17 protein-coding genes and 2 pseudogenes are annotated in these 12,146 nt (G+C 37.9%); 15 read left to right on the top strand and 4 right to left on the bottom strand.

The genetic code is table 11. The features are described from left to right. Window positions 1-32 precede the first annotated feature (32 nt). Together hxlB and hxlA are read right to left on the bottom strand one after the other, a co-directional pair. The gene (hxlB, locus tag JOD18_RS03985; RefSeq protein ID WP_204667640.1) at window positions 33-590 is read right to left on the bottom strand and encodes a 6-phospho-3-hexuloisomerase; all 558 of its coding nucleotides are present in this window, start codon (window positions 588-590) and stop codon (window positions 33-35) included. Between the two features lie 7 nt (window positions 591-597). After that, complete coding sequence (gene hxlA, locus JOD18_RS03980) at window positions 598-1,230, bottom strand: 3-hexulose-6-phosphate synthase (RefSeq protein WP_204667639.1); 633 nt, start codon at window positions 1,228-1,230, stop codon at window positions 598-600. A 191-nt stretch (window positions 1,231-1,421) separates the two neighbouring features. On the opposite strand from hxlA, the gene JOD18_RS03975 reads away from it, so the two are divergent. The 7 genes and pseudogenes from JOD18_RS03975 (at window position 1,422) to JOD18_RS03945 (ending at window position 5,176) form a co-directional block, all read left to right on the top strand. Continuing rightward, entirely contained in the window at window positions 1,422-1,787 is a 366-nt protein-coding gene (locus tag JOD18_RS03975; RefSeq protein WP_204667638.1) for a winged helix-turn-helix transcriptional regulator, read from the top strand. Window positions 1,788-2,114: 327 nt separating this feature from the next. Further along, window positions 2,115-2,588: a DinB family protein gene (locus tag JOD18_RS03970; protein WP_204667637.1), complete on the top strand. Its 474-nt coding sequence runs from the start codon at window positions 2,115-2,117 to the stop codon at window positions 2,586-2,588. Between the two features lie 120 nt (window positions 2,589-2,708). Further along, the gene (locus JOD18_RS03965; RefSeq protein WP_204667636.1) at window positions 2,709-2,996 is read left to right on the top strand and encodes a DUF899 family protein; all 288 of its coding nucleotides are present in this window, start codon (window positions 2,709-2,711) and stop codon (window positions 2,994-2,996) included. 336 nt (window positions 2,997-3,332) lie between these two features. Then, entirely contained in the window at window positions 3,333-3,653 is a 321-nt protein-coding gene (locus JOD18_RS03960) for an ArsR/SmtB family transcription factor (protein ID WP_204667635.1), read from the top strand. 3 nt (window positions 3,654-3,656) lie between these two features. After that, a pseudogene (locus tag JOD18_RS24550) lies at window positions 3,657-4,022 on the top strand (SRPBCC family protein); the annotation flags it as partial. A gap of 27 nt (window positions 4,023-4,049) precedes the next feature. After that, the gene (locus JOD18_RS03950; RefSeq protein WP_204667677.1) at window positions 4,050-4,442 is read left to right on the top strand and encodes an iron chaperone; all 393 of its coding nucleotides are present in this window, start codon (window positions 4,050-4,052) and stop codon (window positions 4,440-4,442) included. 29 nt (window positions 4,443-4,471) lie between these two features. Beyond that, window positions 4,472-5,176 carry an FAD-dependent oxidoreductase gene (locus JOD18_RS03945; protein ID WP_204667634.1) on the top strand — a complete coding sequence of 235 codons (705 nt, stop codon included), beginning with the start codon at window positions 4,472-4,474 and terminating at the stop codon, window positions 5,174-5,176. A 198-nt stretch (window positions 5,177-5,374) separates the two neighbouring features. Here JOD18_RS03945 and JOD18_RS03940 read toward each other — a convergent pair whose 3' ends face one another. Both JOD18_RS03940 and JOD18_RS03935 read right to left on the bottom strand, forming a co-directional pair. Next, entirely contained in the window at window positions 5,375-6,280 is a 906-nt protein-coding gene (locus JOD18_RS03940; protein WP_204667633.1) for an NAD(P)/FAD-dependent oxidoreductase, read from the bottom strand. Between the two features lie 65 nt (window positions 6,281-6,345). Continuing rightward, entirely contained in the window at window positions 6,346-6,729 is a 384-nt protein-coding gene (locus JOD18_RS03935; RefSeq protein WP_204667632.1) for an RrF2 family transcriptional regulator, read from the bottom strand. A 248-nt stretch (window positions 6,730-6,977) separates the two neighbouring features. Here JOD18_RS03935 and JOD18_RS03930 point away from each other — a divergent pair, with 248 nt between their 5' ends. From JOD18_RS03930 to JOD18_RS03895, 8 genes and pseudogenes are all read left to right on the top strand, one after another. Continuing rightward, entirely contained in the window at window positions 6,978-7,574 is a 597-nt protein-coding gene (locus tag JOD18_RS03930) for a hypothetical protein (protein WP_204667631.1), read from the top strand. A gap of 399 nt (window positions 7,575-7,973) precedes the next feature. Further along, a complete protein-coding gene (locus JOD18_RS03925; protein WP_204667630.1) occupies window positions 7,974-8,420 on the top strand; it encodes a DUF4352 domain-containing protein in 447 nt (148 codons plus the stop codon). Window positions 8,421-8,498: 78 nt separating this feature from the next. Further along, entirely contained in the window at window positions 8,499-9,068 is a 570-nt protein-coding gene (locus JOD18_RS03920; RefSeq protein WP_204667629.1) for a DUF4352 domain-containing protein, read from the top strand. A gap of 493 nt (window positions 9,069-9,561) precedes the next feature. Continuing rightward, window positions 9,562-9,777, top strand: coding sequence for a hypothetical protein (locus JOD18_RS03915; RefSeq protein ID WP_204667628.1), 216 nt, complete (start codon window positions 9,562-9,564; stop codon window positions 9,775-9,777). A 244-nt stretch (window positions 9,778-10,021) separates the two neighbouring features. Next, window positions 10,022-10,438, top strand: a complete 417-nt coding sequence (locus tag JOD18_RS03910; RefSeq protein WP_204667627.1) for a VOC family protein — start codon at window positions 10,022-10,024, stop codon at window positions 10,436-10,438. Continuing rightward, window positions 10,438-11,208: a DNA alkylation repair protein gene (locus tag JOD18_RS03905; protein ID WP_204667626.1), complete on the top strand. Its 771-nt coding sequence runs from the start codon at window positions 10,438-10,440 to the stop codon at window positions 11,206-11,208. The genes JOD18_RS03910 and JOD18_RS03905 overlap by 1 nt, the downstream gene beginning before the upstream one ends. A 14-nt stretch (window positions 11,209-11,222) precedes the next feature. Further along, window positions 11,223-11,807 (top strand): TetR/AcrR family transcriptional regulator, encoded by a 585-nt coding sequence (locus tag JOD18_RS03900; protein ID WP_204667625.1) that lies wholly within the window; start codon window positions 11,223-11,225, stop codon window positions 11,805-11,807. Further along, window positions 11,789-12,021 (top strand): annotated as a pseudogene (locus tag JOD18_RS03895) (zinc ribbon domain-containing protein); the annotation flags it as partial. The gene JOD18_RS03900 and the pseudogene JOD18_RS03895, both read left to right, overlap by 19 nt. Window positions 12,022-12,146: the final 125 nt, after the last annotated feature.

Raw genomic sequence — 12,146 nt, 5'->3', positions numbered from 1 at the left:
CTGTCAGTACCAGGTTGTTCCATTATTTGGATCTATTCAAGGTTTGCATGTTTACCATACATTTGCTGAGAATCTAAGCCCTTTTTCTCCATACAGCGCAGAATTAAGGCATCATAGAATAGCAGCATCATTTGTTCAAATAAGGAGCCCATTGGTTGAATAGTTTGCTGATTACCTTCTGATTGATCTTTTGTTACACCTGGTAATTCCACAACCAGATCTGCTAACTGTCCAATAGTAGACTGAGGCGAAATAGTTACAGCGGCAATGGTTCCGCCTAAGCTTTTTGCTTTTTGGGCAATGGCGCCTAACGTTTTTGTCTCCCCGGAACCTGATCCAATAATTAAAAGATCACCTTTTTCTAAGTTCGCTGTGACAGTTTCTCCAACTACATAGGCATCGATTCCCATATGCATCATTCGCATAACAAAGGCTTTACCCATCAAGCCAGATCGTCCGGCGCCAGCTACAAATACTTTTTTGGAGGCTAACATCTGATCTGCTAATTTCTCTGCCTCTGCATCGGCAATAAAGGGAGTGGTCTGACTTAATTCCTGCACAATATCTGCTACATATTGAGTAGTCTTCATAGCAGCATTAACCTTGTTTAATTAATGTCTGCATTTCGTTTGCAGCCGCTTTTTTATCTTCTTTACTTGTGATTCCACCACCTACAATCACTAAGTCAGGCTGTTGTTTAATTACTTCAGGAAGTGTTTCTAATTTGATGCCGCCTGCAATGGCGGTTTTGGCATGTTTCACGACACTCTTGATAGTCTGCAAGTCCTCAAAGGAGTTTTGGCCTACCGCCTGCAGGTCATAACCTGTGTGCACGCAGATATAGTCTACACCTAGTGCATCCAATTCTTGTGCACGGGCTGCAATATCCTTGACAGCGATCATATCGACAAGGATTTGTTTGCCTTGTTTTTTCGCTTCTTCAACGGCACCTTTAATGGATTCGTCTTCTGCCGCACCTAAAATAGTGATGATATCAGCGCCTGCCGCAGAGGCTTGGCTTACTTCATATCCGGCTGCGTCCATAATTTTTAAATCCGCTAATACAGTTAAGTTAGGAAAAGCTGCTTTTACTTCTTTTACAGCTTTAAGCCCTTCATTAATGACGACAGGTGTGCCAATTTCTACGACATCTACATGTTCTTCTACTTCTTTTACTAATTCAATTGCCCCTGGAATATCGACAAGATCTAATGCTAATTGTAATTTCATCTGTATTCGCTCCTTCAATATAATTTGATTGATTGTGTTGAACAGCTGGCTGTGTTTTCTTGAAAAATCTATTTACTCAGCCGTATGCTACCTAGTATACTGAGTATATTCTGAATTGAGAAGTACGCACTTTAATCACATATAGTGCTAAAAAGTATACTGTGAGACAAAATAAAGCGGAGGTGTCATACATGCCGAATTTAGGAGAGAAAACATTTAATTGTGAAAAGGAATTAACACTTGCGGTGATTGGTGGGAAGTGGAAAATGTTAATTTTGTGGCATTTAGGCAGGGAAGGTACCAAACGATTTGGGGAATTAAAGGCTCTGATGCCAGGTATTACTCAAAGAATGCTTGTCAATCAATTACGCGAACTGGAAGATCATTTAATCGTCCATCGAGAAGTTTATCCGGTTGTTCCGCCCAAAGTGGAATACTCTCTTACGGAACATGGGGAAAAACTGCTGCCGATTCTAGCTGCGATGTATGAATGGGGTAAAGATTATATTGAGAATGTACTAGAGAAGGAAACAGAGGATCAATCAACAGTTAAATAAAAATCTTTCTCCCTGTGCAGAAAATATTAGTGGCAGATTCAGATCCAACATCGAAGTAGTGTATGCATTACACACACGGAACTGATTCTTTAAGTCACCAATTATAATTTCTCGTCACTAGTTGTATGCTTTGATTAGGAAATATAATAGATATAGGAAACAAATTCTTTATTGGTAGTGATTAGAAATAAGTCTGTATCGTTTTCCCCTTTGGATATTTTTAGCTAATTCATTGAAAAAGCAAGAGGATTTGGGCAATCGAGAAGAATTTCTTAGCAGCCATATATGATACATTGAAATAGAATGAAACAAAAGGGAGGGAAGGCAATGAAAGAAGATGGAATTTTTGAACAATATGATTTTTACAGGGAGTCATCGATTCAATTACTTGACTCTGTTATTTCCGAAGAACAAGCGGATGTGATTCCAAATGGGTATAGCAATTCCCTACGTTGGAATTTAGGACATATCTCTGCCGCACAAGAGGGAATCATGTATTACTTTGGCATGAATCAATCAGGCGAGATTCCCTCAAAAATACAAGAGGCTTTCAAAACAGGAACAAGTCCGAACGACTGGTCTGCCACTCCGCTAACTTTGTATGAAATACGCGAGTTATTATTAGAGCAAAAGAAACGAATGATAGAGACATTTTCCGGAAGATTAGGAGATGAGGCAGCCAACGTATTTGCATTTCAGGATAAAAGGTTAACGAGAGTGGGAGATCTGTTCGTATTTACTCTCTGGCATGAAGGATGGCAGCAGGGTGTCATCAACGGCATGAAACGAACGTTAGAATAAGTAATCGTGAGCTTTCATTTGATCAAATGTTTTTCAATGTTCCGAATGCAGTTAAGGTGATTCATTATGAGATAAGAGACCCTTTTTGATTGCTAATAATGGAAAGGAGACATGTCTATCATGCAAGAAAATACAAAACCAACCGTTGTTTCTCAAGCGGATTGGCTGGCAGCCCGTAAGGATTTATTGCAGAAGGAAAAGGAACTTACCAAGGCACGGGATGAATTAAATGCCGAGCGGCGCAAGTTGCCAATGATGGAAATTAATAAAGAGTATATTTTTGCAGGGACAAAGAGAAAAGCCAGTTTGCTTGATCTGTTTGAAGGTCGCCGTCAGTTGATTGTCCATCATGTCATGTTTGACCCTAGCTGGGAAAAAGCATGCTCAGGATGTAGTTGGAATTTTTAAATCATTTGATTACTGAAAAACTTGGTAAACCGGAACGTTGAACAGCGGAAACATGTCCCTCTGTTCATATAAATATTTTTTGGAGTCCATCAAATTACTGATTGGTTAAGTAAGACATACCGCTACTTTGTGCTTCTAACTCCTCAATAAATACGCCTTCCCCCTTCTCTTTCTTTGACCTAATCATTAAATAGATAAGCAGGCTGGAGAAATAAAGTGGACGTTATGTTCATATGTTGTTTGGTTTGCCGCATAATAAGATCATTGACACGACACTAAATGGTGTCTTATAATCAAAAGGACACCATTTGGTATCGTATCGGGAGGGAGAACGTTTTGAAACAAACAGAGGAGAAACGGGATGTGTTTGTAGCTATTGCAGATCCAACAAGGCGTAAATTAATCCGGTTATTGGCAGATACGGATGAGGTAGCTTTACATGAATTGACTCCTCACTTTCAAATGGGGCGTACAGCCGTATCGAAACATTTGATGATTCTGAAAGAAGCTGATTTAGTAAAGAATCGTAAAGCAGGCAGAGAAACAAAGTACCGGCTCAATCCAGAGCCTTTGCAGGAAGTGAAGGATTGGCTGGCATTTTATGATCAATTTTGGAAGGAACGAGCAGCAATACTTAAATCTATTTTGGAGGAATAACAGATGGCAGATATAGCATTAGATTTTCAATTTAAAAGCCCGATTCACAAAGTGTGGCAAGCATTAACGAAACCTGAAACACTAGCTCAATGGGTGATGGAAAATAACTTTAAACCGATTGTGGGACATAAGTGTCAGTTTTGGAATCAAGAAATTGATCTGATTGTTGATTGTGAAGTGTTAGTGGTAGAGGAACCGCATACGTTATCCTATACATGGGTTGGCGGCCCGATTGATACCATCGTAACTTGGACTTTGACAGAAGCCGGTGATATAACCCATGTACACCTTGATCATACTGGATTTGAGGCAAAAGGACAAGCATACCAAGGTGCCAAACATGGTTGGGCATATAAAGTAGAAGAATTGCAAAAGGTGTTAACAGAAGAAGTAACTCTGGATAAAAAGGCGTCTAATGGAGAGGTTTTCGCTGGTTTTCTCCAAGGAATCGATCATAAGGCACATAGAGAAAGAACGGAAGCAATCTTCAGCTGGATTACCGAAAAATATCCAAAATTAGTAAAGGAAATAAAATGGAATCAACCGATGTTTACGGATCATGGTACATTTATCATTGGATTTAGTGTAGCGAAGAAACATTTAGCGGTTGCGCCTGAGGAGGCGACGATCAAGCATGTGGAAGAAGACATTCAAAAAGCAGGTTATGAATATACCAAAGGGATGATTCGGATTCCGTGGAATCGTGAGGTGAATTATGAGCTCCTAGAGAAAATGATTGATTTTAATATTTGGGACAAGGCTAATTGCACGACATTTTGGCGAAAATAACGGAAGCTAAGAAGAAAGGAGAGGATGAGATGGCATTTTTTCAAGATATGGTTTCCATCTTTAAAAAAAGAGATTTACCTTTTATAGAACGAGTGCAAGAAGCAGAAGGTGTTTATACGTTTCGATTTGAAAAGCCGCAGGAGGTCGCTTGGAAGGCTGGTCAGCATGGTTTATTTACGATTACCCATCAGAAAATCAAAGATCATACCCGTCCATTTACGATCGCTTCAGCGCCTGTGGAGAACGTGGTTCAAATGACGATGAAAATTAGTAATCATCCCAGTGAATTCAAAAAAGCAATGTTATCCTTACAGAAAGGAGACACTATCAAACTGGCTGGGCCTGTTGGCTCCTTTTATTTACAAACGGATAGTCCTGTCGTTTTGGTAGCAGGAGGGATTGGGATTACGCCATTTCGATCCATCCTTAAACAAATAGAAATAGAAGCTAAAGGGGCTCATCCACCCATTCATTTAATGTACTTGGACAGCAACAAATCTTATCTTTTCCAAGATGAATTGGATCAATTAGCGTGCAAGACGGCTGTTCAAGTGACCTATCTTCATGAAAGAAATCATCTGAATAAGGAATTAGATAAGCTGATTTCCTCCTCGACAGATAGTCAATTCTTTGTTGCTGGACCAAAAGATATGGTGGGAGCAGTAACTGCCTATTTACAGAAGCAGCAAGTACCTAAACGAAATATTAAAAAAGATGTCTTAATTGGATATTAATTTAATAAATGACCATTCACAGACCTCCTTTGTCGATAACGGAGGTCTGTGGACACTTATAGATTGCTTTCCATTTCATACAAATAGATAAAGTAAATGATAATCCTGCAAGTGGTTAGTATGCTGATAGCCCTCCTATTTCAATCAACCTCCGATGGACTCAACTAACAAGTAGTGGGAGCCCCGCTGAATGAAGTGTTAGTCTGAGGTAAATTCCTTCTCAAATTGCTGCATCATCATCATTTTAGCCGTCATACCTCCATTTGCTGCTGCATCTATTAATTGGCCGGCAAAGTTTTCTTTTGATTCTCCTGCTACAAAAAGGCCAGGGATATTGGTTTGTCCTAACGAATCGACCTTCAATTTGCCTGACTCTTCCCGTTCTACTTGTAAAGATTGGAGAAAACCGAAATCTGTATCCCAATGAACATAAGTAAAGGCACCTTCGATCGGTATCTCAATTCCATTGTCCAATTGAAGTGCTGTTACCTCGCCATGTTGACCTTTCATTCCAAGTACCTTTTGATAGTATATAGATATCTGTTTCTTTTTTAATAATTGTTTATCCGCTTGATCTAATATATCTGTGCCATCAGTAAATAAAATAATTTCTTTAGCGAAATTCGTGACAATTTTAGCTAGGTGCATAATCGCTTGAGTCGGATTAATAATTGCTAATGTTTTATTTCTCATTTCATAACCATCACACCAAGGGCAGTAAAAGACCGATTTGCCGTAAAAGTTCTCTATGTTATCAATAGTTGGCAGGCTTTCTCTTAATCCAGTTGCTATAAGGACTTGCTGTGCGGTATAGGAGCTGTTTTGCGTTGTCACATAAAAAAGCTGGTCTTGTTTCATTATATCGATTACTCGATCATGTATTTGTTCCACAGCATCATATTTCTTTACATCATTTGCCGCTCTTTGCCGGAACAGGCTTGGGGAAATACTGTCTTGGGTTAGATAACCGTGCGATTCATCGGTTACTTGATTACGCGGGTTATGATCATCAATAACAAGCGTATGTCTCATTCCTCTGCCAAAATTAAGTGCTGCACTTAATCCAGCTGGTCCTCCGCCAATAATAATAGCTTCATATACCATATTTATCACCTTCATATATATTATAGATTCACAATATCCTTAATTGGACTGAAAAGACCCAAACTTTACGTTAGATCTTTCAATGACTTACTTTTCAAGGAATGAAGTAAATTGTTTTCTGCTTCTTGCATAAGGGCTTGAATCTTACAGCCTTCTCCATGGTCAAAACTGTCTTCAAATAAGGTTTGTTCGCCGTCAATGGCAACGACGATATCGTAAATGGTGATCGCCTCCCAATTTTTCCTTAATTGATATCCTCCTTTTGCACCGCTTGAAGCAGTGATATAATTTGCTTTAACTAATCTGGTGAGTACTTTTGATAGATAGGTGGCGGAAACATCTAACGAGCTAGCCAATTCCTGTACCGGAACCCTTTGGGTATCAGCGTTATGCATAATCAGATATAGCAGTGCATGTAATGCATAATCGGTTGCCTTGGAAAATTTCATTTGTGATAATCAGTCCTTTAATTAAAGATATTGTGAATCTATAATAACTTAATTTAATGTTGCACACAAGTAGAAAGCAACAAGGATGTTACGAATGGCTTGATGGGGATAAAGAGGGCACCTAGTCACATGCTGGCTGTTCCCAAAAAATTAAGATTTTCTTAAGAAACCGTTAAGCTGTTCTTATGTTTTGGGGTGTACATTAATAATAGGAATTGTTTATATGAGAAAAGAAAAGGAGTATAGTCATGACAAAAAAACAGGTATATATTCTTTTAACAGATACAGGTTCCTTTTTTACAAGGTTGATAAAGTTGTATACCAAAAGGCCATATAACCATGCGTCGATATCCTTTCACTCGGAATTATCAGAGGTATATAGTTTTGGAAGAAAGAAACTAAGCAACCCCTTCAATGGAGGGTTTGTAAAAGAAAATGTAAAGCAGGGTTTATTTAAACAGGCGGATTGTGCTGTATATTCTATGACGGTAACAGATGTCCACATCGAAAAAATGAAACGATATATACAGGAAATAGAAGAGCAAAAGGAAGCTTATCGTTATAATTTCTTAGGTTTGCTTGGATTTATCGTGAACAAGCCGATAAGAAGAGACAAAGCATTCTTCTGTTCTCAGTTTGTTGCTACTGTGTTGATGGAGTGTCTTGTTGTTGATTTTGCAAAGCCTTCATCATTGATTGCACCTTATGATTTGCAGGAAATGTTGGAATTAGAATTGATATATGAAGGAAAGTTGAAAAATTATCATCATAAAGGTCGAGTTGATGAATACTATCTCCCTGCTTCAGAATCCGTAATGAACATCTATTCTCTTGACAGAAGCTGAAGCAGGGAAAACGAATGATGCAGGGGCTGAGATGATTTTCTGCTCTATGTTCTATTGTAATTGACAAAATCAATACTCCGTACAATCTTACACATATCTTCCATTATCCTTTCTTCTAGAGGCATGTTTGGTGTCACAGCGTAAATCTATAATAGCTATTGTTACTCCTTTCCTCAGGGGAATACTTTTTCCATGTTATCCAAACTAATGAAGCTGTAATATCACATTGAAAATTCTCTAGGGGAGCATTAAATTTTCCCTAAAGTTTAAAATCGTTTAAATCGTCTTAGTATTGGTTAGTTAAAAGCCAAAGTGTTTTGAAGCGTATTTGATTTTTGTTTTTGATATTGTTATAATTGTTGTGTTTGTATTGGGTGAATGGTAATTAAAGGAAGAAATGTGAATGAAATCATTTTTAGAATTACATGGCTAGGATTATTACTCTTTGTTTTTTTAGCATGTAGTAGCAATGATCAAGCTGAAAATAATGAAAATGAGACGTCTGATTCACCAGAACTAGAGGATACAACAGAAAATGTAGATGGTATATGCTTGGAATATAGGGGATATGAACCAGACGAAGGCGGGCAATTTCTTGTAGCTAATATAACGATGGGAAATATTGGTGATAGGTCTGTTACACCTCAAGAGCAGTTATATAATGAAGATTATTCTATGCTTTCTTCACTGGATGAGATATTTACGGAAAGAAATGATGTGTTAGAACCTGGAGAGGCAATTACCGGGAATTTAGTATATAATCATGGTTTTTTTGAGGATCATAATGTTTACTATCTAACATTTGAAGCTGAGGCTACAAAAGAAGAAACTAGATTTGAAATCTAGTACATAACTAGTAGTGTGTTCAACGAAAAGATGATATGGTAATTAAACTTATATTCATAATTTGGGAGGATTATAGTATTGAAAAAATTATTACTGACAGTATTATTTACAAGTTTATTGTTAGCTGCATGTGGAAGTGATGATACAGGAGAAACTACCGATTCAGGTGGAGAAGAAAACATGGAAAACACGACAGAAAATTCAGGGGAAGAAGAAAAAGAGGTTTATAGTATTGGTGATACAGCGGTTATTACCAGTGATTTATATGAGTTTGATTATCAGGTAACTGTCAATGATTTTTATTTTGCAGACGAGGTAAATGGAAAAACAATTGAAGATGTCATGACTAGTCGAGATGATGATTATACGTTGGCGGTAGTTGATGTCACGATTAAAAACATTAGCGATGAATCCTATATTCCACATCAAATGTTTTCTGCTAATTTATCAGGGATAGATGAGCAGGGTGGAGATACGTCTTATGATGAGTTCTTTCCTGAAGGAGATGAAGAATTGGCCCCTGGTGAGGAAGTACAAGGTCATGTAGTGTATATTGAAATGAAAGATTATCATGACGAATTTGCTTTCAAGTATGAAGTTATGTCAGATCAAGAAGTCATTTTTGAATTACCTCATCCTGAACAATAAAAAGAAGCCCTCTCTTTAGCGGAAAGGGTTCCATACAACATCTGTGAAAAAGCACTATGTAACATCTCTGCTGGATAGGAATAAAATATATAATTGTTAAAGGAGAGTTATCCTATTCAATCTAAAAAACAGAGTTATTTCATCAAAATAGGGTTTATTGTTTTTGGTATTGTTGCAGGAATTTGGATGATATATGATGTATTCAACATAGCAAGAACGCAAGATGTTGTTGGCAGAATGATATTGGTTGTTGGGGTTATTTTGATAATTATCTATGGTGTCCTAGGAGTGAAAAATCGATCTAAGTCTAAAAAATAAGCTTGGTAATGGGTTATATCAAGCTTATTTTTTATAATTGGCACCTGATCCATTACGACAACCTGTACAAGAAGCTGCACCAATACCGACAACAGAGTAAAAGGTAAGGTGCTGAAATTTCTTCCACATTTGCTAAACAAGTAGAAAATATAGGATGGTTAGGGGGGAACTTATTATGTTGAAAGGCAAGGGGTATTTAGTAAATATAGGATTTTTCATTTGTATTATTGGTTTCGCAATTTGGAGTGTATATGGTGATCTATTTAGCATGACAAGTACAGCAGATATTGTTGGCATAACCATGTGCATTGTTGGGTTTATTTTGATGATGATCTCAAATGTTCTAAAAATAAAAAAATGGTTGGGTCTAAAAAACAAGCTAGATAATTGAATATATCAAGCTTATTTTTTTGCATGTAACAGTTGATACGTAACCCAATCAGACAACCTGAAATAGTGGTTTGAGCTTTAACTCAGTGAAATTGTCCGTAAGACCTGCATCCAAATGGGGAGAGATTCCAAAGCAGTCTACGTTGGAAAGCTAATGGTGGAAAAGACATAACACATATTGTTATTTACATACATACTGTATGTATGTTAAAATCAGGATAACTAAAAATAAAGGAGTGGAGCAAGTGAGACTTAATAGTTTTTATCCAGTATTGATGACGAAGAATGTAAAGGAAACAAGTGCGTTTTATCTACAGTATTTTGGGTTTTCGATTGTGTTTGAGGCGGATTGGTATATGAGTCTGAAGCAGGAAGAGACTGGCAGCGAGCTGGCGATCCTACAAGCTGATCATGAAACCGTTCCTTCTTCTTTTGGAAAGCCTGTTCAAGGATTAATTTTGAATTTTGAGGTGGAAAATGTAGATGAAATATATCAACAATTGATTAAGGAAAAACACCTGCCTTTACATCTTGATTTGCGTGATGAGGCATTTGGTCAAAGGCACTTTATTACAAGTGATCCAAATGGCGTATTGATTGATGTCATTACAGTGATACCGCCTGATGAGTCCTTTCAAGACCAGTATAAAGAGGAAATATGATGAGTGAGTATATCCCTTTAAAATATTATTTTGATAAGGAATTGGCCTTGAGGCTGGCTGATTTAATTAAGCCGCATTACACTAATTTTTCTAAATATTCTTTTATAGATATGGTAGCTGTCGGGGTAGAAGGTAAAGAATTGAAGGATCGGGTCGAAGTGATTGCAAGTGCCTTAAAGCAACACCTTCCTGTCGATTATGAAGAAGCTTTAGCTGTCTTACGAAAAATTCTAGGACCGGAAAATCAAACCGAAGAAGGAATGTTTACCAACGGTTATTTTCTGATGCCGATCGCCTGCTTTGTTGAAAAATATGGCTTAGATCACTTTGATTTATCCTTGAAAGCATTGTATGAAATTACTAAGCGACATACATCAGAATATGCTATTCGGCCATACTTAATGGCAGACACAGATCGCTGCCTGATTTATTTTCAAGATTGGTTAAAAGATCCTAACTCACATGTCAGGCGGCTGGTCAGTGAAGGAACGCGGCCTAGGCTCCCATGGGCTAAAAAGATGCCGCTGCTAAAGAATCATATACAATATAATTTATCTTTGCTAGATCAATTAGTATCCGACAAGTCCCGTTATGTTCAGAAGTCAGTAGCCAATCATATAAATGACTTAACCAAAGAAAATCCAGAAACAGTGCTCCAATGGCTGGCAAATCATGATAATATAAATCCAAGGATAATCAAGAATGGATTAAGAACGTTAATAAAATCAAACGATGAACATGCATTGGCATTAATACGCCAGACAGAGTGAGGAGTGTAGTCGTTATGCGGAAAAATAAAGTAGAAACAGAGCAAACGATTCGAAATTTGATCAACATCGCACGTCATCATTTTACAGAATATGGATATGTAAATACGGCCTTAGAAGAGATCGTCAAAGAAGCGGGTCTAACAAGAGGAGCTGTATATCACCATTTTCGCAATAAAAAGGGGCTGTTTCTTGCGGTATTTGAGGCCATTCAACAAGAAATCGGAGAATATGTGGAAACAGCTGCTGCAAAGAGTAATCATAGCTGGGATCAGTTAATCAATGGGTGCCAAGCTTTTCTTGAGGGGGCAGCAGCGTCACATAATCAACGGATTCTTTTGATTGATGGACCAGCCGTCTTAGGTTGGGATACCTTTCGCAAAATGGATGAAAAGTATTCGATGAATTCATTAAGAGAACAATTGCAGCTGATGCAGGAGCAACATTTAATCCAGCCTGTTTCGACAGAGGCGCTGACACATTGTCTTTCTGGAGCAATGAATGAAGTGGTATTATGGATTGCTGATCATCTTGAACAAAAAGACGCCATCGAAGACGCGATGAATGTCCTGCGCCTATTGCTGGATGGGGTGAGAAAATAACTTTTGTTAGTAGGCAGCCAGGCTGTGAGGAAACAATTGATAAAAATTGATAAATGGTTCTTCCACTAAAAAATGTTCTTGTTGCGGTGCAGAAAAACATATGAAACTATCTGAACGTACCTACCATTGTTCGTGTGGTTATGTGGCAGACCGTGACTATAATGCAGCCATGAATATCAAAAAGGAAGGATTGCGCTTATTAGCGTTAGCATAGGAATAAAAACTCTTGGAACAAGAGGGTTAGCTCGGTCATTTTTCGTTGGCTAATAAAAGAAACGATAAGTCGAGAAGCCCCCACTTCAAGCGGCCTGGAAGGGTGATAAGTGGTGGGAGTAGTTC

It is taken from the genome of Gracilibacillus alcaliphilus (assembly GCF_016909015.1).
Taxonomy (GTDB): Bacteria; Bacillota; Bacilli; order Bacillales; family Amphibacillaceae; genus Gracilibacillus; species Gracilibacillus alcaliphilus.
This window is presented reverse-complemented; position numbering and strand designations above follow the sequence as displayed.

Bases quoted from the DNA above. Each gene is read 5' to 3' on its own strand.
- hxlB (WP_204667640.1), bottom strand. From the start codon at position 590: ATGAAGACTACTCAATATGTAGCAGATATTGTGCAGGAATTAAGTCAG.
- hxlA (WP_204667639.1), bottom strand. From the start codon at position 1,230: ATGAAATTACAATTAGCATTAGATCTTGTCGATATTCCAGGGGCAATT.
- JOD18_RS03975 (WP_204667638.1), top strand. From the start codon at position 1,422: ATGCCGAATTTAGGAGAGAAAACATTTAATTGTGAAAAGGAATTAACA.
- JOD18_RS03970 (WP_204667637.1), top strand. From the start codon at position 2,115: ATGAAAGAAGATGGAATTTTTGAACAATATGATTTTTACAGGGAGTCA.
- JOD18_RS03965 (WP_204667636.1), top strand. From the start codon at position 2,709: ATGCAAGAAAATACAAAACCAACCGTTGTTTCTCAAGCGGATTGGCTG.
- JOD18_RS03945 (WP_204667634.1), top strand. From the start codon at position 4,472: ATGGCATTTTTTCAAGATATGGTTTCCATCTTTAAAAAAAGAGATTTA.
- JOD18_RS03940 (WP_204667633.1), bottom strand. From the start codon at position 6,280: ATGGTATATGAAGCTATTATTATTGGCGGAGGACCAGCTGGATTAAGT.
- JOD18_RS03935 (WP_204667632.1), bottom strand. From the start codon at position 6,729: ATGAAATTTTCCAAGGCAACCGATTATGCATTACATGCACTGCTATAT.
- JOD18_RS03930 (WP_204667631.1), top strand. From the start codon at position 6,978: ATGACAAAAAAACAGGTATATATTCTTTTAACAGATACAGGTTCCTTT.
- JOD18_RS03915 (WP_204667628.1), top strand. From the start codon at position 9,562: ATGTTGAAAGGCAAGGGGTATTTAGTAAATATAGGATTTTTCATTTGT.
- JOD18_RS03905 (WP_204667626.1), top strand. From the start codon at position 10,438: ATGAGTGAGTATATCCCTTTAAAATATTATTTTGATAAGGAATTGGCC.
- JOD18_RS03900 (WP_204667625.1), top strand. From the start codon at position 11,223: ATGCGGAAAAATAAAGTAGAAACAGAGCAAACGATTCGAAATTTGATC.